The organism is Micromonospora sp. LZ37 (assembly GCF_059359015.1).
On the sequence record NZ_JCADBL010000002.1, the window covers coordinates 148,963 to 171,262 of the forward strand.

22 protein-coding genes and 1 pseudogene are annotated in these 22,300 nt (G+C 68.8%); 8 read left to right on the forward strand and 15 right to left on the reverse strand.

Going from position 1 to position 22,300, the window contains the following annotated elements; all coding sequences use genetic code 11:
- Positions 1 to 198: 198 nt before the first annotated feature.
- Complete coding sequence (locus AC5L3Z_RS04780) at positions 199 to 1,230, reverse strand: methyltransferase (protein ID WP_494839820.1); 1,032 nt, start codon at positions 1,228 to 1,230, stop codon at positions 199 to 201.
- A gap of 103 nt (positions 1,231 to 1,333) precedes the next feature.
- Here AC5L3Z_RS04780 and AC5L3Z_RS04785 point away from each other — a divergent pair, with 103 nt between their 5' ends.
- Positions 1,334 to 2,857 carry an FAD-dependent monooxygenase gene (locus tag AC5L3Z_RS04785; protein ID WP_494839822.1) on the forward strand — a complete coding sequence of 508 codons (1,524 nt, stop codon included), beginning with the start codon at positions 1,334 to 1,336 and terminating at the stop codon, positions 2,855 to 2,857.
- 521 nt (positions 2,858 to 3,378) lie between these two features.
- Positions 3,379 to 4,038 carry a C1 family peptidase gene (locus AC5L3Z_RS04790; protein ID WP_494839823.1) on the forward strand — a complete coding sequence of 220 codons (660 nt, stop codon included), beginning with the start codon at positions 3,379 to 3,381 and terminating at the stop codon, positions 4,036 to 4,038.
- A 196-nt stretch (positions 4,039 to 4,234) separates the two neighbouring features.
- Here AC5L3Z_RS04790 and AC5L3Z_RS04795 read toward each other — a convergent pair whose 3' ends face one another.
- Positions 4,235 to 5,017: a hypothetical protein gene (locus tag AC5L3Z_RS04795; RefSeq protein WP_494839825.1), complete on the reverse strand. Its 783-nt coding sequence runs from the start codon at positions 5,015 to 5,017 to the stop codon at positions 4,235 to 4,237.
- An 89-nt stretch (positions 5,018 to 5,106) separates the two neighbouring features.
- On the reverse strand, positions 5,107 to 5,937 hold the full coding sequence (locus AC5L3Z_RS04800) for a hypothetical protein (protein WP_494839827.1): 831 nt from the start codon (positions 5,935 to 5,937) through the stop codon (positions 5,107 to 5,109).
- A gap of 63 nt (positions 5,938 to 6,000) precedes the next feature.
- Here AC5L3Z_RS04800 and AC5L3Z_RS04805 point away from each other — a divergent pair, with 63 nt between their 5' ends.
- Positions 6,001 to 6,600 (forward strand): TetR/AcrR family transcriptional regulator, encoded by a 600-nt coding sequence (locus AC5L3Z_RS04805; protein WP_494839828.1) that lies wholly within the window; start codon positions 6,001 to 6,003, stop codon positions 6,598 to 6,600.
- A 100-nt stretch (positions 6,601 to 6,700) separates the two neighbouring features.
- On the opposite strand, the gene AC5L3Z_RS04810 is transcribed toward AC5L3Z_RS04805, so the two are convergent.
- From AC5L3Z_RS04810 to AC5L3Z_RS04855, 10 genes and pseudogenes are all read right to left on the reverse strand, one after another.
- Entirely contained in the window at positions 6,701 to 7,522 is an 822-nt protein-coding gene (locus tag AC5L3Z_RS04810; RefSeq protein ID WP_494839830.1) for a phytanoyl-CoA dioxygenase family protein, read from the reverse strand.
- Positions 7,519 to 8,223: a TfuA-like protein gene (locus AC5L3Z_RS04815; RefSeq protein ID WP_494839831.1), complete on the reverse strand. Its 705-nt coding sequence runs from the start codon at positions 8,221 to 8,223 to the stop codon at positions 7,519 to 7,521. The genes AC5L3Z_RS04810 and AC5L3Z_RS04815 overlap by 4 nt, the downstream gene beginning before the upstream one ends.
- Before the next feature lies 1 nt (position 8,224).
- Entirely contained in the window at positions 8,225 to 9,589 is a 1,365-nt protein-coding gene (locus AC5L3Z_RS04820; protein ID WP_494839832.1) for a YcaO-like family protein, read from the reverse strand.
- A complete protein-coding gene (locus AC5L3Z_RS04825; protein WP_494839834.1) occupies positions 9,586 to 10,818 on the reverse strand; it encodes a 50S ribosomal protein L11 methyltransferase in 1,233 nt (410 codons plus the stop codon). The genes AC5L3Z_RS04820 and AC5L3Z_RS04825 overlap by 4 nt, the downstream gene beginning before the upstream one ends.
- Positions 10,806 to 11,426, reverse strand: coding sequence for a flavoprotein (locus AC5L3Z_RS04830; protein ID WP_494839835.1), 621 nt, complete (start codon positions 11,424 to 11,426; stop codon positions 10,806 to 10,808). Before AC5L3Z_RS04830 ends, AC5L3Z_RS04825 begins: the two co-directional genes overlap by 13 nt.
- A complete protein-coding gene (locus tag AC5L3Z_RS04835; protein WP_494839837.1) occupies positions 11,416 to 12,267 on the reverse strand; it encodes a hypothetical protein in 852 nt (283 codons plus the stop codon). The genes AC5L3Z_RS04830 and AC5L3Z_RS04835 overlap by 11 nt, the downstream gene beginning before the upstream one ends.
- A complete protein-coding gene (locus AC5L3Z_RS04840; protein WP_494839838.1) occupies positions 12,264 to 13,274 on the reverse strand; it encodes a T3SS effector HopA1 family protein in 1,011 nt (336 codons plus the stop codon). The genes AC5L3Z_RS04835 and AC5L3Z_RS04840 overlap by 4 nt, the downstream gene beginning before the upstream one ends.
- Entirely contained in the window at positions 13,271 to 14,317 is a 1,047-nt protein-coding gene (locus AC5L3Z_RS04845) for a phosphotransferase family protein (RefSeq protein WP_494839839.1), read from the reverse strand. The genes AC5L3Z_RS04840 and AC5L3Z_RS04845 overlap by 4 nt, the downstream gene beginning before the upstream one ends.
- 41 nt (positions 14,318 to 14,358) lie before the next feature.
- Positions 14,359 to 15,704: pseudogene (locus tag AC5L3Z_RS04850) on the reverse strand (IS701 family transposase).
- On the reverse strand, positions 15,676 to 15,942 hold the full coding sequence (locus AC5L3Z_RS04855) for a hypothetical protein (RefSeq protein WP_494839840.1): 267 nt from the start codon (positions 15,940 to 15,942) through the stop codon (positions 15,676 to 15,678). The pseudogene AC5L3Z_RS04850 and the gene AC5L3Z_RS04855 overlap by 29 nt, the downstream one beginning before the upstream one ends.
- A 183-nt stretch (positions 15,943 to 16,125) precedes the next feature.
- Between AC5L3Z_RS04855 and AC5L3Z_RS04860 the strand changes: the two genes are divergently transcribed.
- The 5 genes from AC5L3Z_RS04860 (at position 16,126) to rfbA (ending at position 20,670) form a co-directional block, all read left to right on the forward strand.
- The gene (locus AC5L3Z_RS04860; protein WP_494839842.1) at positions 16,126 to 17,052 is read left to right on the forward strand and encodes a class I SAM-dependent methyltransferase; all 927 of its coding nucleotides are present in this window, start codon (positions 16,126 to 16,128) and stop codon (positions 17,050 to 17,052) included.
- 96 nt (positions 17,053 to 17,148) lie between these two features.
- Positions 17,149 to 17,886, forward strand: coding sequence for an AfsR/SARP family transcriptional regulator (locus AC5L3Z_RS04865; protein ID WP_494839844.1), 738 nt, complete (start codon positions 17,149 to 17,151; stop codon positions 17,884 to 17,886).
- A 258-nt stretch (positions 17,887 to 18,144) separates the two neighbouring features.
- Complete coding sequence (locus AC5L3Z_RS04870; protein WP_494839846.1) at positions 18,145 to 19,425, forward strand: activator-dependent family glycosyltransferase; 1,281 nt, start codon at positions 18,145 to 18,147, stop codon at positions 19,423 to 19,425.
- Positions 19,426 to 19,472: 47 nt separating this feature from the next.
- Complete coding sequence (locus AC5L3Z_RS04875; protein WP_494839848.1) at positions 19,473 to 19,715, forward strand: hypothetical protein; 243 nt, start codon at positions 19,473 to 19,475, stop codon at positions 19,713 to 19,715.
- Positions 19,716 to 19,794: 79 nt separating this feature from the next.
- Complete coding sequence (gene rfbA / locus AC5L3Z_RS04880) at positions 19,795 to 20,670, forward strand: glucose-1-phosphate thymidylyltransferase RfbA (protein WP_494839850.1); 876 nt, start codon at positions 19,795 to 19,797, stop codon at positions 20,668 to 20,670.
- Positions 20,671 to 20,876: 206 nt separating this feature from the next.
- On the opposite strand, the gene AC5L3Z_RS04885 is transcribed toward rfbA, so the two are convergent.
- The gene (locus AC5L3Z_RS04885) at positions 20,877 to 21,251 is read right to left on the reverse strand and encodes a hypothetical protein (RefSeq protein ID WP_494839852.1); all 375 of its coding nucleotides are present in this window, start codon (positions 21,249 to 21,251) and stop codon (positions 20,877 to 20,879) included.
- Positions 21,252 to 21,509: 258 nt separating this feature from the next.
- Positions 21,510 to 22,280: a MerR family transcriptional regulator gene (locus AC5L3Z_RS04890; protein ID WP_494839854.1), complete on the reverse strand. Its 771-nt coding sequence runs from the start codon at positions 22,278 to 22,280 to the stop codon at positions 21,510 to 21,512.
- Positions 22,281 to 22,300: the final 20 nt, after the last annotated feature.

Here is a 22,300-nt window from a genome sequence, read left to right on the forward strand (position 1 = left end):
GCGGAGCGAAACCTTGGCGGGCCCGAGGTCCGGCCGGTCCGTGGACTGGGGAAACCGGCGGCTCCTCGCGAGACCCGGCGAGGGAACAGAGGGCGACGAGGTGGGGAGTGTCCCGCTGGCGGGACACTCCCCACCTCGCGGTCCAGGTGGCCACGCACGACACGGGCAGGGCCGGGCGAGCGCGCCTCGCGGCGGCGATCAGACGGGCGTCGCCTCGATCACGGCGTACTGGGGGAAATCGAGCGGGATCACCTCGGCCAGGCGGAACCCGCAGGCGGTCAGGAGCTGCTCGTACTCCTTCACGCTGCGTTCCCTCCCGCCGGTGGTGATGAGCATTTCGAAGTCCGCGATCACGGAGTTCGCGTGTTCTTCCGAGAGATCGCCCTCCGGTACGGGCGCGGCAATGATGAGGAGTTTCCCCGGCCGGTCGCCGAGCGCTTTCCTGCAGTTCCGGATAATCGTGGTCGACGCCTCGTCGTCCCAGTCGTTCAGGGTGTTCTTGAGGATGAACACGCCCTCGCTCTCCGGAATGGCGGAGAAGAAATCACCCTCCTTGACCTCACAACGGTCGGCGACACCGGCCTCGGCAAGAACCACCCGGGCCTGAGCGATGGCACCGGGAAGGTCGAAAAGCACGCCGCGCAGGTTCGGGTTCGCCTGGAGAATGCCGGAGAGATGAGTTCCGTTCCCGCCGCCGACGTCGACGACGACGCGCTCCCGGCTGAAATCGAGGCCACTGACGATGGCGGGCAGAATCATCGCGGTATTCCTGGCCATCACACCTTGGAAATCCTTCATCTCCTCGGTGTTCTCACGCAGGTGGTCGAAGAGGCCCTTGCCGTTGACGGTTTTGAATGCCTCACGGCCAGTTCGGACCGCCTCCTCGACCCCACCCCAGGCCTTCCACATCTCTGGCGAGCCCGCCATGACGGCATGCGCCCCCATGGACCCCGCTACGTCGGCAGCCAGATACCTGCCGAAGTCGCTGAGGCCGAAGACCTCGGGACGGGGCTGTTCGACAATTCCCAGAACGACCAGCGAGCGCAGCAGCCGCCGCATCGAATCCTGGTGGCACGCGAGTTCCACGGCGATCTCGGACACGGGCTTCGGCCCGTTCGCGAGAGTGTCAGGCACGCCCAATCGCACGGCGGCGGTTACGATACGCGAGGGCACATAACCGAACAACAGCGGAGCCATCTGGAACTGGCTTTCGAGCATCTCGTCTTCCATGAAGCTGTTCCTTTCCTCGGGGTAGAGTGGCCGTGAATAAGCTCGCCGACGATCGCGATGCCCGACTGTAGCAGTCGTGCGGCAGTCATCAAAGGAGCCTGAGATGGCGAACGAAAACCGCGTTCCAGTTATCATTGTCGGCGGAGGGCCGGTCGGGTTGATGCTGGCTCTTCTGCTGGCACACCACGGCGTGAAAAGCTCGATCGTCGAGCAGGCGCCGGAGGCGGAACGCGAGTCTCGTTCCCTGAATTTCTGGGCCCGGCCACTGGAAACTTTCCGCGATTTAGGTCTGCTCGAGGGCCTCGTCCAGGCCGGGACTTTCATGGACCGGTTGGAGCCCATTGATGCGCGCACCGGCCGCCGTTTCTTCTCGCTGGGTTTCGAGGGACTGGACGAGGTCTCCCCCGTGGCCGGCACGCTGATGTGCCCGCAGAACCGGGCGGAGCAGGTCATGCGGGCGCATGCCGAGGCCGAGCCGCTGATCAGCCAGATCACGGCGACGTGCGTGGCCGTCGAACAGGATCCCGACGAGGTGACGGTGACCCTGGAGCACGACTCGCGCACCTGGACAATGCGCGCCGAATACGTCGTCGGCACCGACGGGGCCCACAGCACCGTCCGCAAGAGCCTCGGGGTCTTCCTGGAAGGCGATACGCACGACGCCCAGATGCTGCTGTCGGACGAGCGGATCTCACCCGCACCCGACGGCTGGGTGCGGTTCGCGCTGGACGAGCCCGGATTCCTGGTCGGCATTCGGTTCGGTGAACACGACTGGCGGATGATGGGCAGCCTGCCGTCGAGGGTCGAGGAGCCGAGTCTCGACGTCAGGCAGCGCTGGCTGAAGCAGTTGTTCGGGGACGTCTCCTCCACGTCGGCCTGGGAGAGCAGGTTCCGTCTGCATCGCCGCATCGCCCGGGAGTACCGAATTGGAAGGGTGCTGCTCGCCGGTGACGCCGCGCACCTCATCAGTCCGATCGGCGGGCAGGGGCTCAACGCGGGGTTCGGCGACGCGGAGAACCTCGGGTGGAAGCTCGCCGAGGTGCTGGACCGTGGGGGGAACGCGGACCTGCTCCTGGACAGCTACCACGAAGAGCGCCACAGCCTGATGGCCGACCAGATCGCTCGGCACATCGACAAGGGCACCAGGGCCGAGCTGTCGGCGCCGGGCTGGGCAAAGAAGACTGCGGTGCGTGCTCTCGCCATGGCGATGGCGTTCCCGTCGATCAGAACCGGCATGGCCCGCAGCATGTCCATGCTGAACTCGTCGTATCCGTCCTCCGCGTCCCGTCTCTTCATCGGCGACCATCCGCTGGTCCGCACCAGATTGAGCGACCCCCGGGTCGCGGACGGGAGCCGGCTCAGCGATTCCCTCCGCGGCCGGGCGGCGTTGGTGCTGTGCGGAGACGTCGCCGCACCCGACAGGACCGGCCTGCCCGTCGTTCGTGTCACCGAGCCGCCCAGAGCCTGGAAGCTGCGCGAACCGGCGGTGCTCATCGTCCGCCCCGACCGTTACGTGGGGGCCGTGGTGCCCGCCGCGACTGCTACCCCGGACCTCTCCGAGCAGGTGCGGAGGGTTCTCGGGCGGCCGTCATCACGCCGTCGCCCGCCCCAGGCCGATCGGCGCTGACGTCGTCGGGCCGGGGAACCGGGCTCGTGGACCGCCCTGGCGGTTTCCTCTCGCTGCACCGCTATTCTCCGACGTTGCAGCGTGACCGGTCCTGATCTGCTGGTCTGGAGCGCCGACTGTTCCAGCGGAAGGCCGACGGCCCGTCCTGGCTGCCTGGCGGTCCGGCTGGGGGCGCATACGCATGGACATCTCACCCGACATGGAGGTCATCGTGGAGCTTCGGGCAGGGCTGGCGTCGATGTACGACAAGCGGCTGCGCCTGGACATGGCCGGCCTTTCCCGCTCGCGTACGCGGGCCTAGGGCCTTGGTGGACGCGTCACCCCCTCCCGGTCAGCACCGGGCCGAGCCCGACTGTGCGGCGGCCGGCACCCGCCGGGCGCTCCTGGCCGACGCACAGTCGCTGGTCTGGCCTGATTCCGCTGATACGGGGTGGGTTCATCGTCTGCCGCCGCGAACGGAGCTGCGGGCGTGGCTGCCCGAGGTCGTCGACCTCGCGAGGACCCTGCCGCTGTGCACCGCCGTGGTCGTCGCCGGGCTCGCGGGGTACCTGGAGCGCCGCCGGCACGGGCGGCGGCGCACCGCGTCGATCCTGTTCAACTACCGCACATCACGGCGGTACGGCGGGCGCCCGAACCGGTTCGGATCGACGTTGAGCCACGCTCTGCACGCGTGGCGCATATACGGCCTGGTCCCCGATCACCTCTGGCCCTTCGCGCCGGACCTCCTCGACACGGACCCGCCCGCCTCGTGCTTGGACGAGGCGCGGACCTGGAGGGCACCCGGCTTCCACCGGCTCGACTGCGGCCTGCCAGCCTGCTCCTTCTATTTCACCGCCCTGCGGACCGCGCTCGCGGCGGGCCTGCCCGTCTCGATGGAGATCCCGCTCCATCCGAGCATCGTCCACTCGTTCGACACCGGCGACGTCGTGCTGCCGGAGCCCGATGAGCCCCTGATCGGCAGGCACGTGGTCCTGTTGTGCGGCTACGACGACACCGCTGAGGTCTTCCTGTTCCAGAACAGCTGGGGCACCGGCTGGGGGGACGGTGGCTACGGGCGCCTGCCGTACGCCATGGTCCGCTCGAGGCTGGTCCGGGACAGCTGGATCGTCCCCGGCGTACGGTCGCCGAACTTTCTCCAGGCACGAACGGAGACCGAAGACGAGCGTGTCCCTGACCGTTGAGAACGAGACCGCGCTTCGGCGCTGACTCATGGCTGATGGATTCGCGCTGAAGCCGGCTCGGATTCGTGCTCGGCCTGCTCACACTCCCCCGCCCCCGAGCGCTCCGTCCGGGACGGCCTCTACCCGGAGCCGGGACTGGTCCTGCCCAGCTCCCTCGCGGCCGACGTCATGCGACACGCGGGCCCGTCAGCTCCGCCTACTGCCTGATCAGCGAGACGCACGCGTCGGGCTCGTCAGCGAAGAACCGCACCTGACGCACCTCGACGGGATCGTGGCCGAAGGCCTCCACGCGCACGGGGCCGTCGAACGTCACGTCCACGTTCGTCTTCCCGAACGTGCTGACGACCAGCGGCTCCCCCTCCGCGATGATGATCTTCTTCGCCACGGCCCCTTCCGCGTGGGACACGTCCGCGATACGCCGGATCGGAAGCGCGATGTCGATCGTGGCACCGTGCCGGACACGCAGCGTCTCCGCACCGACGAGATGCCCGTACGTGGAGTAGAGCGTCCACATGCCGATCGCGTAGAGCGCCAGGTAGATCGAGCCCCCGAAGAGCACCCAGCGGAGCCATCCCGGACCACCGACGAACAGGGAGAGCACGCATCCCGGTCCAGCGACGGCGAGGATGGCGAGCGAGACCGTCTTGGTGATTCCCGTGCAGGAGATGGGGGTGAACCCCTCTTCCTGGCGGCGTCTGCGCAGAAGTTGCGGCAACACCATGAAGACCTGCAACTCCTGCTTGATGACGAAGGCCAAGGGAGGAGGGAGGCAGGCGTCGATCGCGATCAGGACCGCCTGCGGCCGTGTCGCCCCGCTCCGGCGTGCCTTCCGGAAGGCCAGCCGCATGGCCGCCAACTCGGCGATGACGATGCCGACGAGGCATATCTCCAGGATGACGATGAGGATCGCGGCCTGGGCCAGGCTGATCAGGCCGGCGTACAGCAGCACCAGTTCCGCGATGATGACGATGAACGGCAACCACCGCAGGAACGACTTGAAGCGCTGTCTTCCAGCCATGTCCGCCCCCTTCGATTGATTCCTTGCACAAGACGTGGTCGGGATGGGCGTCAGGTCGCGGCCTTCAGCGCCGACTCGCGAATGGCCGCGGTGGCCGACGCCGGGTCGTCCGCGTAGAAGCGGACGTTGCGCACCGCGTGCCGCCCCGCCTTGCCGCAGTCCACTTCGACGGGTTCGGTGAAGGTGAGCGACATGTTCGTGATCCCGAGGACCGGCACCGCAAGTTTGCCGTCGCCAGCCTCGACGCCGCCGTCGTGCGAGGCGATGCCGCCACCGCCGACCTGGCTCAGCGTGCCGAGCGGCACGGAGATGTCAGCGAAGACCTGCAGGCGTAGCCGGAGGCATTCGGCGCTGAGCAGGTGCGGCCGGGTGTACGCCGACGCGGCGTATCCCAGCACCCAGATGAGGCCGTAGACGCCCAGGACGAGAAGGGTCCAGCGCAGCCACGCCCAGGGCACCAGGAACTCGACGATGGCCAGTTCGACGATCGAGATTCCGATCATGACTCCGAGGATGCCGCGCAGCCGCCCGCCGTATGTCAGGAGCCGGTCACCTGGCGCAGCGTCCCGGCGGCGGCGGATGCCGGCGATGAGCGCGCCGAGCATCAGGAACTCCTGCCGCACCAGGAACGCCACCGGCCGGGGCAGGACCGCTTCGAGGGCATCGCTGAAAGCCCGGGCCCGGTTGGCGCCGGCCTGGTGCGACCGACGGTAGGCCCGGATCAGCAACATGAACTCGCCGGCGACCACCACCGCCAGCAGCGCCTCCAGCACCACCAGCAGGATCGCGGCCTCGGCAAGCGTCAGCACCCCGGTGAGGTACAGCGTGGCTTGAACGGCGACGACCACGAAGGGAAGCCAGCGGACCCACTGCTTCGTCATACGACTGAATTATAATCATGCCCTACGGCCCTTACAACTCCCTTACGCTGCTACTTTCTCGCTATGCCGAAGAAGGTCGACCACAACGAGCGGCGGTTGATCATCACCGACGCCCTCAAGCGGGTGGCGAGCGAGATGGGTCTGGAACAGATCAGCCTGCGTCACGTGGCGGACGAGGCCGGCCTGTCGGCCGGGACGGTCCAGCACTACTTCCGCACCAAGGACGAGATGATGACGTTCGCCCTGGCCGAGGTGCAGCGGAGTGTCGCCGGCCGGGTGTCGGCGGCGGTGACGGCGCTCGGCGAGGATCCCACACCCCACGACCTGCTGCGGACGACCCTGCTCGAGATGCTGGCGCTCGACGACGCCCGCCGCGCCGACGGTCGCGTGGCGCTCGCATTCCTGTCCTACATGGCGGTGCGCCCCGACGTCGCGTCCACGCTGCGGGCCGACATCCGGACGATGCTGGCGTCCGTGGGGGACCTGATCCGCGCCGCCCAGCAGGCCGGCCAGGCCGATCCCGGGCTCGACCCCGATCTCGCCGCAACCGGCCTGCTCGCGCTCGTCGACGGGCTGAACAACTACCTGCTGACCGGGCACTACGAGCCGGACATGGCGGTCGCGACCCTGCACGCCCACCTCGCGACGGTCTTCACGGGCTGACGACTGCCGGCCGTATCCGACGGCGAACACCACGTGCCGGCCGATCAGCGAAGGTCCGGGCGGGACCTCCATGCTGACCGGCCGGCTCGCAGCGAGATCGTTACGGCGCGCCGAACCGGCGCATCCGCACCCCGACCGACCGCTCCCACTGCGCGACCGCGGCGGCGGACCCTATCGGGAGACATTGTTCCAGCTCGAAGTTGCCGTACCGGTCCTCGCCGGCGACGAGCATCGCGGTGTCCGTGCCGCGCACCGGCGCCACCGACGGGGCTAGGTAGTCGATGGCGAAGTTGACCCGGGCGGCGTCCGTCACGTTCGGCCCGGAAGCGTGCGCCACGGCCATGTGGTGCATGGAGAACTGGCCCGCCTTCAGCAGCACCGGCCTCGCCTGCGACTCGTCGATGTCGATGCTCACCTCGAGACCGACCGACTTGATCAGCTCCGGGTCCGCCTCGGTACGGTGCGCCACCAGGCCGTCCCGGTGGGTGCCCGGGGCGAAGTGCATGGTGCCGTTGTCCAGAATGGTGTCGGTCAGCGCCAGCCACACGCGCACCGCCCGCTCCTGGAACCCGTCTAGTTCGTAGTGCAGGGCGTCCTGGTGCCAGGCCAGCCGGTCGCCGCTGTGCGCCTCGCGCACGAAGACGTTCGTCGACCAGACCAGCAGGTCGGGCCCGAGCAGCTCGGTGACCCTCCGGAGGATCGCCGGGTGCCGGATCAGCTCGTCGGCCCAGGACGCCGCCAGGTGGATCTTCGGGAACAGGCGGAACATGGCGCGCATGCCACCGGCCCGGAGCTCCTCCTCGTCGTACGCCCGGAACCGGGCGAGGACCTCGGCGGTCGCCGCCGGCGTGAGGGCGTCGTTCGGGAACAGGTACCCGTCCCGGTCGAAGGCGTCCCGGACATCGCTGAGCGCGGCGGTCATGCCGCGCTCCCGGCGAACGCCGGCGCCGCGGCGCCGCCCGGCTCGGCGCCGCTCTCCGCCCGGAGCAGGGTCAGGAGCTGTACGGCGTCGTCGCCCTTGGCATCCGGCGCGTGCTCGTCGTACGCCCGGCGGTGCCGCTCCACGACGTCCTCGTCGAATTCGGCGGCCAGCGCGTGGAACACCGCTCGGGGCGTACGATCCGGGAAGTAGAGCGCCTTGGCGATCTTCAGGAAGCGAGCGCCGAACGCCTGGTCCATCAGCCCGCGGGCCACCAGCACCCGCACCGCCACCCGGAAGTTGACCATCGGTGTGCACAGCGCGCGCAGGCTGTCCGGGTCGAAGGTGATCGCCACCTCGTCGTCGGCGTCGACCTCACCGCTGTGGTACATCTCGAAGACCTCGCCGACGCCGACCATGCCCCAGCGGTGCAGCTCGGTGGCACGCAGCGCGCCCATGCTGGACGAGCCGTAGCAGCGGACACCCTTGTTCATCGCCTTGATCACCTCCTTGGGGGAGATCGACATGGCGTGGAGGAAGCAGCCGTCGATGATGGCGATCCGGTCCGGCGGGGTGTCCCGTTCCATCAAGGCATTGATGTCGCCGCGCCGGATCGGCGGGAGGTACTCCGCGTCCGGCAGCAGTTCGGCCGCGCGGGCCTGGCTCAGGCTGGGTCCGAGGAAGGCGACGGTGGACGCGCTCATGTCACACACCTGCCGGGGTCGCGAGGAGTTCGGGTTCGGTCTTGATCAAGTTGCGCAGCTCGCCCACTGCGAACCGCCACTGCGCTGTCGCCCGGGGGCCGATCTTCGAGCGGTCGATGGCCCAAGACTCCAGGCCGGGCACGATAACCCGGACGACGCCGGCCGGGATCTCCGGCGGCGACAGGTCCACCACGAGGACCCGGTTCAGTCCGCGTGCCCGCAGCCGGTCGAGCATCAGGTTGAGGTCGGTCATGACGTCGGCGCTGGGATGACTGGGCAGGTCGGCGAAGGTCATCCGGTCACCGGACGCGCGGTGTGCCCACGCCTCCGGGTTGAACCGGGAGCTGCGCTTGGTGTGCAACGCCCAGCGCGGCACGTCCTCGTCCGGCAGCGAGATGTCCTCGCGCATCGCCTGCATGTCGACGACCCGGCTCTGCGCGGCCTCGGTGATCGCACGGACCACCGCCACCTCGGCGTCCGGGTGGGTGCCGATGCCCTGGTGGCTGCGGGAGAACGTGTCGCCCAGCTCCTCGGAGACCACCGCGAGCACGCTGGGGATGCCGGTCTCGGAGGTGATGTTCTTCAGGTGGATCCCGACGCCGGCGTCGAGGAACATCCGGGCGTACCGCTGCGCCCGGTCGGGCAGCGTGTCGAGGTCGATGCTGGCGTGCATCTCCTGGAACCGCATGGCCAGCTCGCGGGACGGCGGCAGGCCGAGCCGGCCGGTTTCGATGGCCCGGCTGAACCGATTGCTGACGATCTCCGCCATCGTCCAGTCGTCGCGCTCGATCAGCTCGCACAGCGCGTGGCAGGTCGCCTCCTCCAGCGAGTTGCCCGACGCGATGCCGTTGGTGGTCGAGATCGGGTAGCAGGGCACCTCGTGGAAGAACGTGTGATACCCGCCGAGGTACTGCGGGACCAGCACGGTCTCCTCGTTGAGCAGGTCCCAGGACTCCACCCACGACATCGGCAGGTCGAGGTGGTAGCGCTCGTACAGCTCAATGTTGTGGTCGCGGGGGTCGAGCGCCTTGCGGCCCTGCGCGGCCAGTTCCGGGTACGACGCGACGACCACCGGCCGCAGCGGCAACGCCGCGGCGTACCGCTCGACGGCCTCCATGATGGCGGAGGTCTTCGCGTCCAGCGGCGTCGCGCCCTTGCCGTTGTAGACCGAGATGACGTCGTTGGAGTGCGGCGCGATCGCGTTGTAGACCGGGATGCCGATCCGGTCGAGGCCGGTGATGTCGGCGACGCGGCTGATACCGACCCGCGCGATGTGCGGCTCGATCCGCCGATAGGTCTCCTCCGTAGTGAACTCCCGGTGCGGTCCGACCCCGTGCACCTTCGGGATGCTGCTGCGCAACTTCATCTCGCCTCCTCGCCCCCGCGCCGGACGTCGGCAAGCTCCAGCTTGGAGCTGCCGTCGCCGCGGTACGCATAGCTGATGTCAACCTCGTCGCCCGGTTCGAGCGTCAGCGGCTCGGGCAGCGCCCAGACCGCCGTGTACCAGTGGCTGCGTTCCCCGCCCTGCCAGGGCGCACTGGAGAATGTGGTGCCCGGGCCGAGTTGGGCCTGGAAGTAGACGACCACGCCGGAGCAGTCGCCGGACTCGGTCACGCGCAAGGTCCGCACGGTGGCCAGGTCGTGCACGTCCTTGCTCAGGTCCACCTGGTACAACATCTCCGGCGCCGAGCGGACCGGCCACTTCTGCACGTTCTCCGGACGGTCGTAGAAGCCGATCGACCCGCGAGTGTCGAACTCCGCGATGGGGGCGAAGTCGATGCCGTACGCCGCCTGCCACGCCGCCACCTGCTCCGGGTGCGGCCGGTGGTCCCAACGGACCCGATCCGGCAGGTCGACGAGGCGGGCCAGGGCGGTGAAGCCCTGCGGCATGAGCCGCGCGTCCGGCTTCAGCAACCGCTGCCGGGCATCCTGGATCGTCTCCCAGATCATCATGTCGAGCGGCTCGTTGCCAACGATGTCCGTGGTCAGCACGTCGGCGGGCGGCACGTCGAGCTGGGTCGACCAGCCCTTGATGAAGCTGATCCGGTCGGCCACACCGTTGGCCTGCGCGACCCGCTCAGCCAGGTGCACCATGCCGGCCGGCTCGACGGCGTAGACCTGGGCGGCGCCCGCCTGCGCGGCGGCGATCGCTAGGATGCCCGATCCGGTTCCCAGGTCCAGCACGGTGTCGCCCGGGCGTACGGTCCGGCGTACCGCCTCGACGAAGGCGCCCTTGCGGGCCGTGTCGTCCAGGATCCGCAGGTGCGGGTACGCCGCGTCGTAGCCCCCGGCCGGCCACGTGGCCGTACTGAAGCCGACCACCGGCTGGCGCCGCAGGACCCCGCTGGTGACCAGCTCCGACAGGGTGGTCAGCAACTGCCGCGACGCGCGTACCCCCCGGCACCGGTCCTGAGCGAGAGCGACGGTCTCGGCGACCGTCCGCGGCACGTGCAGGATGTCGAGCAGGGCGAGTGCGTCGTGGCCGACCTTGATGACCCGGCCGGCCTGATAGATCTTGGTCAGGTTGCTGGTGTCGACCTCCAGCACCAGTTCCGGCACCCGGTACAGGGTGGTGTCCGCGGTCAATGCCGCCACGATGATCCTCCTTCGTCCGTCCGGGACGCGCCCACGGCCAGCGCCCGGGTCAGGGCCTTCACGATCACGGGGCGGTAGTCGCCCATCGAGCCGACCTCACGCCTGCCGGTCGCGAGCGACAGGCCCTCGGCAGGTTCGACCACGTCGTAGCCGTCCTCGCGGAGCGCCGCCACGTTGCGCCGCACGGCGGGCTTGGCCCACATGACCTCGTTCATCACCGGCACGACCACGACGGGGCACTGCACGGCAAGGAGGGTCGTCGTCAACAGGTCGTCGGCGATGCCGTGGGCAGCCTTGCCGAGGAAGTTCGCGGTCGCCGGAAGCACGATCAGGACATCGGCGCGCTCCGCCACGGTCACGTGGGTGACCCGATTGTCGCTGGCGGTGGCGTACTCGGTGAAGACCCGGCCATCCACACTCGCCTCCAGCACCGGCAGACCGACGAGCCGCGCCGCGGACTCCGTGACGACGAGGTCGATCCGCGCGACGCCGAGCGTCCCCTTCAGCCACAACGCGATGTGCGGCACCGCGACCGCCGAGATGGAGCCGCAGACACCGATCGTGACGCACAGATCGCGCAACAGCTCGCCGACCCGGTCATCGGACATCGGTTACTCCCTCCGACAGCGCCGAGGCGCGTAGGACCTCGGCGCAGAAGCCGTCGAGCCGGGCCTGCACCAGCTCGAACAGGGCGGACGGCCCGCGCGGGTCGCCGGTGACCGCGGCGCGCAGGGCGAGGTGGTCCAGGACCCGGCCGCGCAGGCGGGTGGCGAGGCCGTCGCGATCCGGCAGACCGGCGGGGCCGTACCCGGCGAGGAAGGCCGCGGCGAGGGCGGCCCGGCCACCGGGGCGTACGGCGTCCGCCTCGGCCAGCTCGCTAAGCACCAGGTCGACGTCGGTGAGCGCCGGAGCCGGCCCGGCCTCGCGCCAGCCCATCACCGCCGGGACTGGGCCCCACGCGATCTGGCCCAGGGAGAACCGGCCGTGGGTGAGCACGGCGGCACCGACCGGCGGCTCGGGATCGTCGGCCGTGCCGCCCAGCCGGCGCCGGGCTTCGGCCCGTGCGGTGCGCAGGGCGGGGTCGGCGGGCCGGACGGTCCGGGGTACGGCCAGCCCCGGCGGGATCGGCGCCGCGTGCAACTCGGCCAGGAAGGCGCCGAGCGCGCGGAACGTGGCGGCGTCGACCTCGCCCGGCCCGAACACGACGTCGACGGCCAGCATCGGCGTGGGCACGGGCGACCACGCCAGGTCGTCGCCGTCGGAACGCGGGAGCACGGCGACGCAGCCGCCGGTGGCCGGCAGCACCGGTGCCAGCGCTGCCAGCTCCGGCGCGTCCCGCAGTTCGGTGAGCCGGGGCCTGCGTTCCTCGCGCCAGGCGTACCCGGCATCGGCGCGTGCACAGACCCGGGTGGCGAACGGTCCCGGCAATCGGCGAACCTCGGCGGTCATCCGGCACCCACCCCGGCCGGCTGGGCGTCCAGGTACGGCCGATCCGGGTCCACTCCGGCCCGGACCAGGCGGTCGAGCACCGTGGCCTGGCGCGCGTCGACCGAGTGCAGCCCGGTCGACCAGGCTTCCACCAGGCCCTCGGCGACCAGGATGCAGCGCTGCTGGCCGAAGCTGAGTCCTCGCGCGCTGGCCTCGGCCGGTTCCGCGGCCATCGACCAGCCGAGGCCGAGGCGCCGGGCGAAGCACGGTCTGCGGTCGCGCAGCGTGTGCCGGAACCGCCGGTGGAGCTGTTCCAGGCGGGGCCGCATGGCCGTCCAGTCCTGCGCAGCCAGGTACAGCACGACCGGGTCGTTACGGTCGAAGGCGGCCGGGTCGTTGACGACCTTGATGTGGAACGGGACGCCATGCTCGTTGAGCAGGCCGGCCGTCGCGTGCAACAGCTCGGGCGCCGAGTCCGGGTCGCCCAGCGAGTAGTAGAGGCGCACCATGGGCTCGCTGATCCGGCGCAGACCGGCCTCCCCGATGGCGACGTACCAGCCCGGGTTGGAGTACCGGCGTTCGGCCGGGAACCGAACCGCGACCTCGTCGTTCACCCGCAGCGGGACGCCGGCCGGCTCGACCTCGCCGGTCGTCACGGTCAGGGTGAGGCCGTCCCGGCGGACCAGCGACTCCTCCGGGCCGACGCGGATCACTCGCCATCCCGGCTCGGCGTAACCACGCCCGGGATTGGCGTGGCTGAGCCGGTCGGCGAACTCGCTGTCCTCGCGGTCGGCGATGCCGATCACGGTGCGGGAACCGTTGATCAGAACGGTCGCCGCGGCGACATCCGCGGCGTAGTAGTACAGGTACAGGAATCGCCACAGATGCGACAGCACCGGCAGACCCGGCTCCGGGTCGATCTCCCGGGTCGGCTCCAGGGCACCCAGGACGGCGTGCCGGAACTCGACCTCGCTGACGATGTCGATCTCGGCGCAGATCCGCCGGTACGCGTCTCGGTAGTCGGTCATGCGCCTGCTCCCGCCAGCGCTGCGGTCAGCGCCGGTTCCGGTCGGCGGACGAGGTTGCTGCCGATCAACAGGTAGAGGTGGCCGATCCGGCCCAGCGACCCCACCTTCTCCAGCCTGCCGAGGCAGTTGAGCAGCAGGAACACCCCGGCGAAGCGAAGGCTGCGGCGCATCGCCGCCGGGTCCGCGCCGGCCCGTTCGCCGTACGCGTGGAGGAAGCGACCGGCGGAGCCCAGAGCTCGGTCCAGGGCTTTCGGGTCGGCGCCGGTCCGCAGCGCCGGTGCATGGTGCGCGAGCAACTGGCCGATCACCGAGCCGACGTCGTGGCAGGGGTCGCCGAAGCCGGCCGTCTCCCAGTCGAGCAGCGCCAACCTCGAGTCCGCGCCCAGCAGAACGTTGTCGTCGCGCAGATCGAAGTGCACGTACGCGTCGGACGTCCAGGCGTCGCGCAACTCGCCCAGCTCGCTGTCGATCGCCTGCATCGCGGCGGTGTAGTCGTCGAAGTCGGCGCCGTAGCCGCGGGCGTACTCGGCCGGGGTGAGCCGGGCCAGCGACGGGAACGGGAAGCGCAGCCGGCGGTCGGGCGGACCGGTGACCGGCAGCGTGTGCAGCTCGGCCAGGCACCGCGCCAGCGTGCTCAGGTGCTCCGGAGTCATCTCGGCGCGGACCCAGGGGTCCGCGCCGGCCACGTACTCGAAGGCGTGCACCCGGCCGTCGGGGGCCGAGGCCAGCACTCGGGGCAGCGCCGCCTCCAGCGTGGACGGCAACGGCACACCGCGCAGCATGGACAACGCCCACATCTCGTTGTCGTTGTCGGGCTCCGCCGGGTCACGCCACTTGAGCACCACGGGCTCACCCGTGGAGAACTCGACACGGGCCACCGGCCGGCGCGCGGTGTACCAGCACACGTCGGTGACGTCACCTCGGAGGAGGCCCAGCCCCGCGAGTACGCGGTGAAGCTCCGCCCGATTGGGCCGGTCCCCACCGCGTACCCGCTTGCCACCGACATGGTGAGCGACGTGCACGCCCATCATTCGCAGACGCACGTACGCCTCCACGCCCGTGTCATGCTGGGCGGTCGTCTCAGTCAGATCGCCCATGAAACGGTGTCGATCAGCAGTGACACGCGATGGACGCCGCGGCCGCCATGACCGAGCCCTGAGCCTCCTCGTCCGGCGCGATGCCGGACTTCTCCTCGAGGAACTTCTGCAGCTCCTCCGAGTCGATGCCGGTCAGCTTGGCCAGAGTCTCGTCGGCATTCTCCACAGACATGTACAACCTCCTTGTAGGTCGGGCGATCCAGCGCCGCCCGGCTGTCTGAAGAGTGAAGACGCTCGCTGTACGACCCCTTAACGCGTTCGCCAGAGGGGGTGCCCCGTAGGGCAGCCGTACTTCGTGACTTGATCGTGAGTCGGGTTCGGTGGTGGTACCAGCGGGCGCGAGCTTGGTGGCGGCGGCGCCACCACGACCAGTGCAGGTAATGGCTGGTGCATCGCCAGATTCTGGTGGCCATCTTCGACAGTTCCTTGATCTCGACGACGGTCAGGGGGAGGACGGCGAGGTCACCCGGTGGCGGGTCGGTCGGGCTGGCCGAGACGGGTGGGGGCCCGATGCGGGCCCGGGCGTCGGCGGCGGCGACGGCGCAGACTGCGAGGGCGGCCATGACCAGCACGATGTGCCGCATGATCGGCGTGTAGCGGCGGACCTGGGACTGGTCGAACCCGAACTGGTCCACGCCGAACTCGTGATCCTCCTCGATGGTCCAGCGCCGGCCGGTCACGGCGACCAGCACGCCCAGGGTGGCCGGGATGTGCTCGGGCACATAGCAGTAGAAGTAGGCCAGCTCGGCCGGTTTGTGCAGGCTGCGACGCACGAGCAGGAAGTGCCGGTCGCCGGCCGTGGCCAGCCAGGCCCTGGCGTAGCGGCGCTCGCCCTTCGAGCCGGGCCCGCACGAGGCGACCTGCCCGGCCCGGGCGGACAGAATCTTCAGCACGGCGTCGGCACGCAGGCTCGTGCCCAACGGCAGGCGGATCGTGAATGAGCACGGAACGCCGAGGCTGTAGCCGATCCCGCGCTGCTCACAGGTTGCCCGCAGGCCGCGGTCGCGGCCGTAGACCGCATCCGCGATGCACCAGTTGAGGCGCACGCCGGCGTCCACCACGTCGGTGAGCAGCTCCGCGCCGAGCTGCGGTTCGTTCTGAAACACCAGCTCGGCCGGGATACCCATCGCAGTGCGGGTGGCCTCGTCGGCCAACTGCTCAGCCGGAACGTACACCCGCGACCCAATCAGGACGTGCCCGCGCGGCGTCCTGTAGGTGGCGTTGACGAGTTCACCGCGTTGGCGACCTTGCCGACGCCGCCGACGTACTGCCGCTTGACCCCGCAGGTCGCGGTGCCGCTCTTCTCATCCCCGCTCTCGTCCAGCACCAGCACCGCGAGTCCGTCGTCGGCGAGGTGCTCGGCGACGAAGTCGCACCGTGCCCATCGCCGCCAGGGTGTCCCACGACGCGCGCTCCAACAGCCGCTGCATCCGCTCCGGGGTGGCGTCCCCGGCGTACTCGGCCAGGGTCCAGCGATTCTTGCGCGGCAGGTCACTGAGCAGCGCACGCACGTATTTGCCGGCCTGGGCGAACGGCTCCACCCGGGCGAAGTGCACCCCCAGACGGCCCATCAGCTCCGCACGCTTTTCCTCGACTCGCCCGGCCTCTACCATGTCCGTCCTCATGCCCGTATCGACACACCCGCATGTCCCGGACAGCTCGCACCCACACGAAGATCAAGTCACGAAGTACGGCTGCCCTACTAGCGTCAAACTGTGAACCACTGTGTGCCGAGGTTGCTATCGTCCCCACGCATGACACAGACATTCGTCGATCAGGACGTGCTCGTGCCGGCCGCGGAGACACGCCACTTCGCCGGCTTGTCGCGGACCGACCAGAGACGCCAGAACCGTTGGCGTGCCGCGTATCCGGCCCTTCAAGCCTTGATCACTACGGCGGTCGAGACCGAGCTGCGGGAGGCGTGGGCGGCGTACGGCATCCGCCCGGGCACGCGGGTCCTCGACGCTGGCTGCGGGCCTGGAGTCTCCTCGATCCTGCTGGCCGGCACGGGCGCCGAGGTCGTCGGCCTGGACGCCGACGACGACATGATCGGGTACGCGCGGAACCTGCCCGAGCCGTCCGGCACCTGCCGTTTCGTCACTGCGGACCTGCGGACCCGGCTGCCCTTGCCGGACGGCAGCGTCGACGTGGTCTGGCTGGGCAATGTCTGGGTTCCGGGCGCCGAGCGCGAGCTTGCACGGGTACTGGTGGAAGGCGGACGACTACTGTTCGCCCGGCTGGCGGCAGTCAGCACGTACGCCTTTGATCCGCTCCTGGAGTACCGCGTCGGCCTGGCCGTGCAGGAGGGCATTGCGGCGGCCGTGGGCGCCCGCCCCGGCGCCGTCCCGGACGCCCGGATGCCGACCCCCCTGGGGATGCTGCCGGCCGGCGACACGTCCGCCGACCGCTGGCAGGTCTGGCCCATTCCCCGCCTGCAGCCGATAAGCCCGGTCTTCGAGGAGGTAATACGCCAGAACTTCGTTCTGTCGCACTCCGGATTCTGTTCGGAACGCTTGCCGCCGCCCGATTGGAAACGCCTTCTTGACCTGCACGATCCGGCGCACCCGCACTACCTCGCCGCCCGCCCTGACCTGATGACGCTGTGGACCCTCAGCGTCGTGTGCTGGCAGAAACCTCGGGATGAATCGATTCCGAGCCGATTTATAATCGTGAAGAACTAAGGCGACTATGGCCGACTTTGATGGACCGCACAAATGGAGGCTTAGGTGAAGGTCTTAATCTTAGGACCGATGCAAATTACGGTGGGGAAGCACAGCGTGGAACTCCCCCGGCCCCGGCAACGGGCCTTGCTGGCGATCCTCGCGCTGTCCGCGAACCGCCCCGTCCACACCGACAACATCATCGACATGATGTGGGGTAGCCGACCGCCTCGGCAGGTCCGGAACCAGATTCAGGTGCACATCTCGCACATCCGCAAGGCCCTCCGCCGAGTTGACGCCGACTCCCACCTCAAGACCCAGCCCAACGGCTACCAGCTCCAGTTGCGTCCCGACGGCTGCGACGTGGCCATGTTCAACGCACTGGAATCCATCGGCGCCGAGGCCGTCAGCGAGAACCGCTTCGAGGCCGCCACCCAGGCGTACGGGCTGGCCCTCAAGTGCTGGCGCGGCGCGGCCCTGAGCGGGCTCGAAGGTGACTTCGTCCAGGCCCAGGCCCAACTGCTCCAGGAGCGCCGCCGCTCGGTGTTCTGCCGCTGGGTCGACCTGGAGATCGGCTGCGGCCGCTCGCAACATCTGGCGCCCGCCTTGTTGGAGGCCAACCAACGCGACCCGTACGACGAGGGCATCGTCCTGCGCCTGATGGCCGTCCTCCAGAGGTGCGGCCGCACCGCCGACGCCCTGAACGTCTACCAATCGCTACGCCGGACCCTCCGATCCGACCTGGGCCTCAACCCCACCGAAACCCTGCGAACAGCCGAGAACGCCCTGCTGCACTCCACTCTGATCCACCACGACGCGTGGCGCTTTCGGGACCTGAGGAAAGTCAACGCCTGACCCGCGCCCGCACCATCCCGAGGCAGTGCCGTCGGCGGAACAAGTCCGCGGTGCGGCCGTCCTCATGATGGGTGCCCAGCGCCTCACGGCGGCCCAGGAATGGCACTGTCCCGCTGGCGGGACAACTTCCGGCCGGCGGGCCGAGATGTTCGTTTCGGCCGCGCGCATTGCCGGCGGCCGGCCGGACACGCGCAATTCAAATTGACCTCTTTGCTTTATCGATGCCCTTTGCGAATCCATTCCTGAGAGGCCACCTCTATGCAAATTCTGTTCACCAGCTACGCGGAGAAGACGCATTTCCTGAGCATGATTCCGCTTGCGTGGGCGTTCTGCGCGGCCGGTCACGAGGTGCGCGTGGCAGGTCCGCCTGAATTGATGAGCACGATCAATGATGCGGGGCTGACCGGGGTGCCCGTGGGGAGGAACGAGGTGCTCCGCGCGTTTCTCGCTCGTCGGCCCCACCTTGCGGCCAACGTTTCCCAGGCGGACCATCAACCGCCATTCGGAAAAGTTGATCACCCCGATGAGGAGATCAGCTGGGATTACCTGCTTTCCGGCGCCGACAACAACGTCAACTGGATATTTAGAATCATCAATGATCCGATGATCAACGATCTCGTCGCTTTCTGTCGGTCCTGGCACCCGGACCTGGTCATCTGGGAGCCTTCGACGCTCGCCGGAGCGATCGCAGCCAAGGCGTCGGGAGCAGCCCACGCACGGCTCATCTTCAGTCTTGACTTCTTCGGCTGGGCGCGTGACCTCTTCGTTCAGAAGAAGCCACCCAGTGGGCGCGACCCGCTCGCCGAATGGCTTAACGCCCGGGCTGAGAAATTCGGTGCGGAGTTTTCTGAGGACATGGCCACCGGAATGGTGACCATCGACCAGATCCCCCCCTCGCTCCGCCTTCGAACTGGGCTCGACTACATGTCGCTGCGTCACGTCCCGTACAACGGTCGGTCGGTGGTGCCGCGGTGGCTGTGGGAGCCGCCCGAGCGCCGGCGCGTGTGCCTCACCCTGGGTACCGCCCCCAACGATCCGATCGCGCCGTCGTCGTTTCCCGTCAAAGAGGTCCTCGCCGCGCTCGCGGACCTCGACGTCGAAGTCGTCGCCACCTTCGATAAGGAACAACATGCGGAGTTGGGAACGCTGCCTGACAATGTCCGGGCGCCGGGCTTCGTGCCGCTGCACGCTCTCCTGCCCGGCTGCTCGGCGGTCATTCACCACGGAGGAACGGGGACCCTCAGCAGCGCATTGCTGTCCGGGATTCCGCAGCTGATCCTGCCCGAGCACTTCGACGCGCCCGCGAAGGCCCGCAGAATCGCCCAGCACGGAGCCGGCATCGCGATTCCCGTCCTGTCCGCCACCGCCGAGAATGTCCATGCGGCGCTGGTGAACCTGCTCGACCATTCGAACTTCACCGAAGGGGCAGCGAATCTGCAGGCGGAGGTTCTGCGCCAACCCACCCCGAGTGACCTCGTCCCGCGCCTCGCCGAGCTCGCCGTTGAGCGCGCTCACCGTCCATCGACCACGACCCGATGAGAAGGGCGGAACCAACTGTGAGTGAACCGGCGCACGTTCGCACCCGGGTGCGGGACCTCGTTCTGGAGGTCAAGGACATGACCGTGGGGCTCGACGGGCAAGAGCCCCCGCCACCCGCGGCGGTCGGCCTGACGGCTCTCGACCGTTTCGCCATCGTCCACCTCGTCCTCTACCTGGAGTACGAGTTCGACCTGCCGTTGTTCGAGAAGATCGGCGCGGCCACCTGGCGAACGTCGGACGACGTCACGGACTTCCTCCTCCGCGCTTATCCGGACCTCGCCGCGACCTGAGCGGTTCCTCCGCTTTGAGGCCTTGTCGCGCGTCCGCTCCCAGCCCGACCCCATCCGTTGAAGGTTTCGAGGTAATTCTGTGAAAGGGATTCTGCTGGCGGGAGGCACCGGTGGGCGTCTTCACCCCATTACCGTTGCCACGTCGAAGCAACTTCTCCCCGTCTACGACAAGCCGTTGATCTATTATCCGCTGTCGGTTCTGATGCTGGCAGGCGTGCGGGACATTCTGATCATCTGCAGCCCGGGCTCACAGGAGGGAATTGCCTCCCTCCTTCGTGACGGGTCGCACCTGGGCCTCAACATTCGCTATGCGTTACAACACGAACCCCGAGGAATCGCGGAAGCGTACATCATCGGGGCCGAGCACGTTAAGAACGACAACAGCGTCCTTGTTCTGGGAGACAACATCTTTCACGGTTCCGGATTCCAGGAGATTCTCCGGTCCACGCAGAGCCAGGTCGACGGCTGCACCCTGTTCGGCTATCAGGTGACCGATCCCGAACGGTACGCCATCGCCGACGTGGATCGGTCGGGGCAGATCTTGTCCATCACCGAGAAGCCGGAGCAGCCGTACTCCACCTGCGCCATCACAGGCCTGTATCTCTATGACTCCGAGGTCACCGAGATCGCCAGGGACCTCACGCCGTCGCCCCGCGGCGAGCTGGAGATCACCGATGTGAACCAGTACTACGTCAAAGCCGGGCGGGCGCAGCTCGTGGAACTGGGGAGGGGCTTCGCCTGGCTGGACGCCGGCACCCCCCGGTCGCTGGTGGAGGCGGCGCAGTACGTGCAGATCCTGGCCAACCGCCAAGGGGTCCGGGTGGCCTGCGTCGAAGAGATCGCCCTGCGCCTGGGGTTCATCACCCCCGACCAGTGTCATGAACTCGGGCACGCGATGAGCCAGTCGGAATACGGCGTGTACGTCATGGAGGTCGCTCGCGCCTTCGCTGGGTAACCGACGGGACGGCGGGGGTGACAGTTCCGGCCAACGGATCTATCGGCCTTCGAGGTCACCCACGCGGCTTCATACGGCCGTTTCAAGAGCGATAGTTGATCCAGCATCGTCTGCGACGGCGGACGAGGCCTCGTCCACGCCTCGTCTCACTGTCTGCTGGAGTTGTTCCTCGCCGCCTGCGACGGCCGTTCGGACCAGGGCTGTGATCATCTGGTCACGACGGCGAGCAGTTGCACCTGCTGTCGCCCCGGCCGGGCCACGCAGCCCGGCACGGCCACCGTGGTCATCGCCCAGGCACCGACCGACGGCGCCAACCGGCCACCGCCCGCGCCCTGCTCAAATCCCTCGACCTGAGAGCGCGTTTGAAATGTGATTATTCGGGCTTGTTGAAGGTGCGGCGGGGCGCCCGGGTGGCGGGGTGGCCGCGGGTGAGGCGGTTGAGCATCCCGCCGATCGTCCAGGCAATGCTCGGCATAGTTCAGGTTCTCGTAGAGCTGGGTGACCTCGTGGCCGAGGTCGGTCACAACGGTGTCCAGCGCGGACATCGCCATCGACGGCCACGTCAGCGCCTGCCAGGACATGTTGACGGGTGTGATTCGCATTCGTGTCCTCGGTGACGAAGCCAATAGAGTGGCGCCTACTTCGCCGCCGACAATGCCTGGTGGTACATCACCCTGCTGACCATCGGCTACCTGGTCAACCGCGGCCTGGCCAAGTCCGGCAGCCGGAGCGCCGACCGGGACCCGCGTAGCGACCACTGACGAACCTCCGGAAGCCCCGCGCCCCCGGGACTCAGACGGCAACCGCGGGGCTTCCGCCTGCGGGCACGGTCTGACGCCTCAGGGCCCACGCCTTTCGATCCGGGTCCATCCGGTCCAACCGCGCTCGGCAACCAGCTCCTGTAGCCGCGCGACGGCGGGGTGGGAGGCGTTGGCGAACGAGTCCATCAGGTGCACGAACGCCGCGTCGGGCGTGAACTCATCCTGCAGGTCGAGCTCCCCATTGGCGGCGGCCTGTTCAAACAGCTCGCTCATCAGGTCGGCGGTCTCGCGTAGCAGCTCCTCGTCGCCCCCGTCGTCCGCGATCCGACCGATGAGCTGGTAGAGCCGGATGACCTTCGGATTGGCCAGCTGGGCCACCTTGTCGGCCATGAGTTCCGGGATCACCTCCGGCCACCGTGCCGCCATGAGGATCCACGCGTCGCGCTCGGCCTCCACGAGGACCGCCGGCGCTCCGGTGGCACGCAGGCGGTCGAGGTAGTCGACCACCTCCGCTGGGACAGCCAGGGAGTCGCCGCAGCCGAGCCGCGCGATGCGCCGTCGGTGCTCCTGCAGCTCGCGGATCTGCGTACGCAGCCGCCGGTCGATTTCGGTGGTCGCGGCGGCGAACGTCTGGGGGTCGGCGTCGAGGAGCTCGCTGACCCGGGCCAGCGGGACCCCTGCCTCGGCGAGGGTCCGGATCCGGATGAGTCGCACGACCGCCGCCGCGTTGTAGCTGCGGTAGCCGGAGGCGTCACGCTCCGGCTCCCGGAGCAGCCCGATGTGGTGGTAGTGCCGCACCGCGCGGATGGTCACCCCGGCGTAGGAGGCCAGCTGTCCGATGGTCAGCATGGCTTCATGCCTGCACGACG

Bases quoted from the DNA above. Each gene is read 5' to 3' on its own strand.
- AC5L3Z_RS04860 (WP_494839842.1), top strand. From the start codon at position 16,126: ATGACACAGACATTCGTCGATCAGGACGTGCTCGTGCCGGCCGCGGAG.
- AC5L3Z_RS04830 (WP_494839835.1), bottom strand. From the start codon at position 11,426: ATGTCCGATGACCGGGTCGGCGAGCTGTTGCGCGATCTGTGCGTCACG.
- AC5L3Z_RS04785 (WP_494839822.1), top strand. From the start codon at position 1,334: ATGGCGAACGAAAACCGCGTTCCAGTTATCATTGTCGGCGGAGGGCCG.
- AC5L3Z_RS04840 (WP_494839838.1), bottom strand. From the start codon at position 13,274: ATGACCGACTACCGAGACGCGTACCGGCGGATCTGCGCCGAGATCGAC.
- AC5L3Z_RS04890 (WP_494839854.1), bottom strand. From the start codon at position 22,280: ATGCTGACCATCGGACAGCTGGCCTCCTACGCCGGGGTGACCATCCGC.
- AC5L3Z_RS04885 (WP_494839852.1), bottom strand. From the start codon at position 21,251: ATGTCCTGGCAGGCGCTGACGTGGCCGTCGATGGCGATGTCCGCGCTG.
- AC5L3Z_RS04800 (WP_494839827.1), bottom strand. From the start codon at position 5,937: ATGACGAAGCAGTGGGTCCGCTGGCTTCCCTTCGTGGTCGTCGCCGTT.
- AC5L3Z_RS04820 (WP_494839832.1), bottom strand. From the start codon at position 9,589: ATGAAGTTGCGCAGCAGCATCCCGAAGGTGCACGGGGTCGGACCGCAC.
- AC5L3Z_RS04805 (WP_494839828.1), top strand. From the start codon at position 6,001: ATGCCGAAGAAGGTCGACCACAACGAGCGGCGGTTGATCATCACCGAC.
- AC5L3Z_RS04780 (WP_494839820.1), bottom strand. From the start codon at position 1,230: ATGGAAGACGAGATGCTCGAAAGCCAGTTCCAGATGGCTCCGCTGTTG.
- AC5L3Z_RS04815 (WP_494839831.1), bottom strand. From the start codon at position 8,223: ATGAGCGCGTCCACCGTCGCCTTCCTCGGACCCAGCCTGAGCCAGGCC.
- AC5L3Z_RS04835 (WP_494839837.1), bottom strand. From the start codon at position 12,267: ATGACCGCCGAGGTTCGCCGATTGCCGGGACCGTTCGCCACCCGGGTC.
- AC5L3Z_RS04810 (WP_494839830.1), bottom strand. From the start codon at position 7,522: ATGACCGCCGCGCTCAGCGATGTCCGGGACGCCTTCGACCGGGACGGG.
- AC5L3Z_RS04855 (WP_494839840.1), bottom strand. From the start codon at position 15,942: ATGGGCCGTCTGGGGGTGCACTTCGCCCGGGTGGAGCCGTTCGCCCAG.
- AC5L3Z_RS04870 (WP_494839846.1), top strand. From the start codon at position 18,145: ATGCAAATTCTGTTCACCAGCTACGCGGAGAAGACGCATTTCCTGAGC.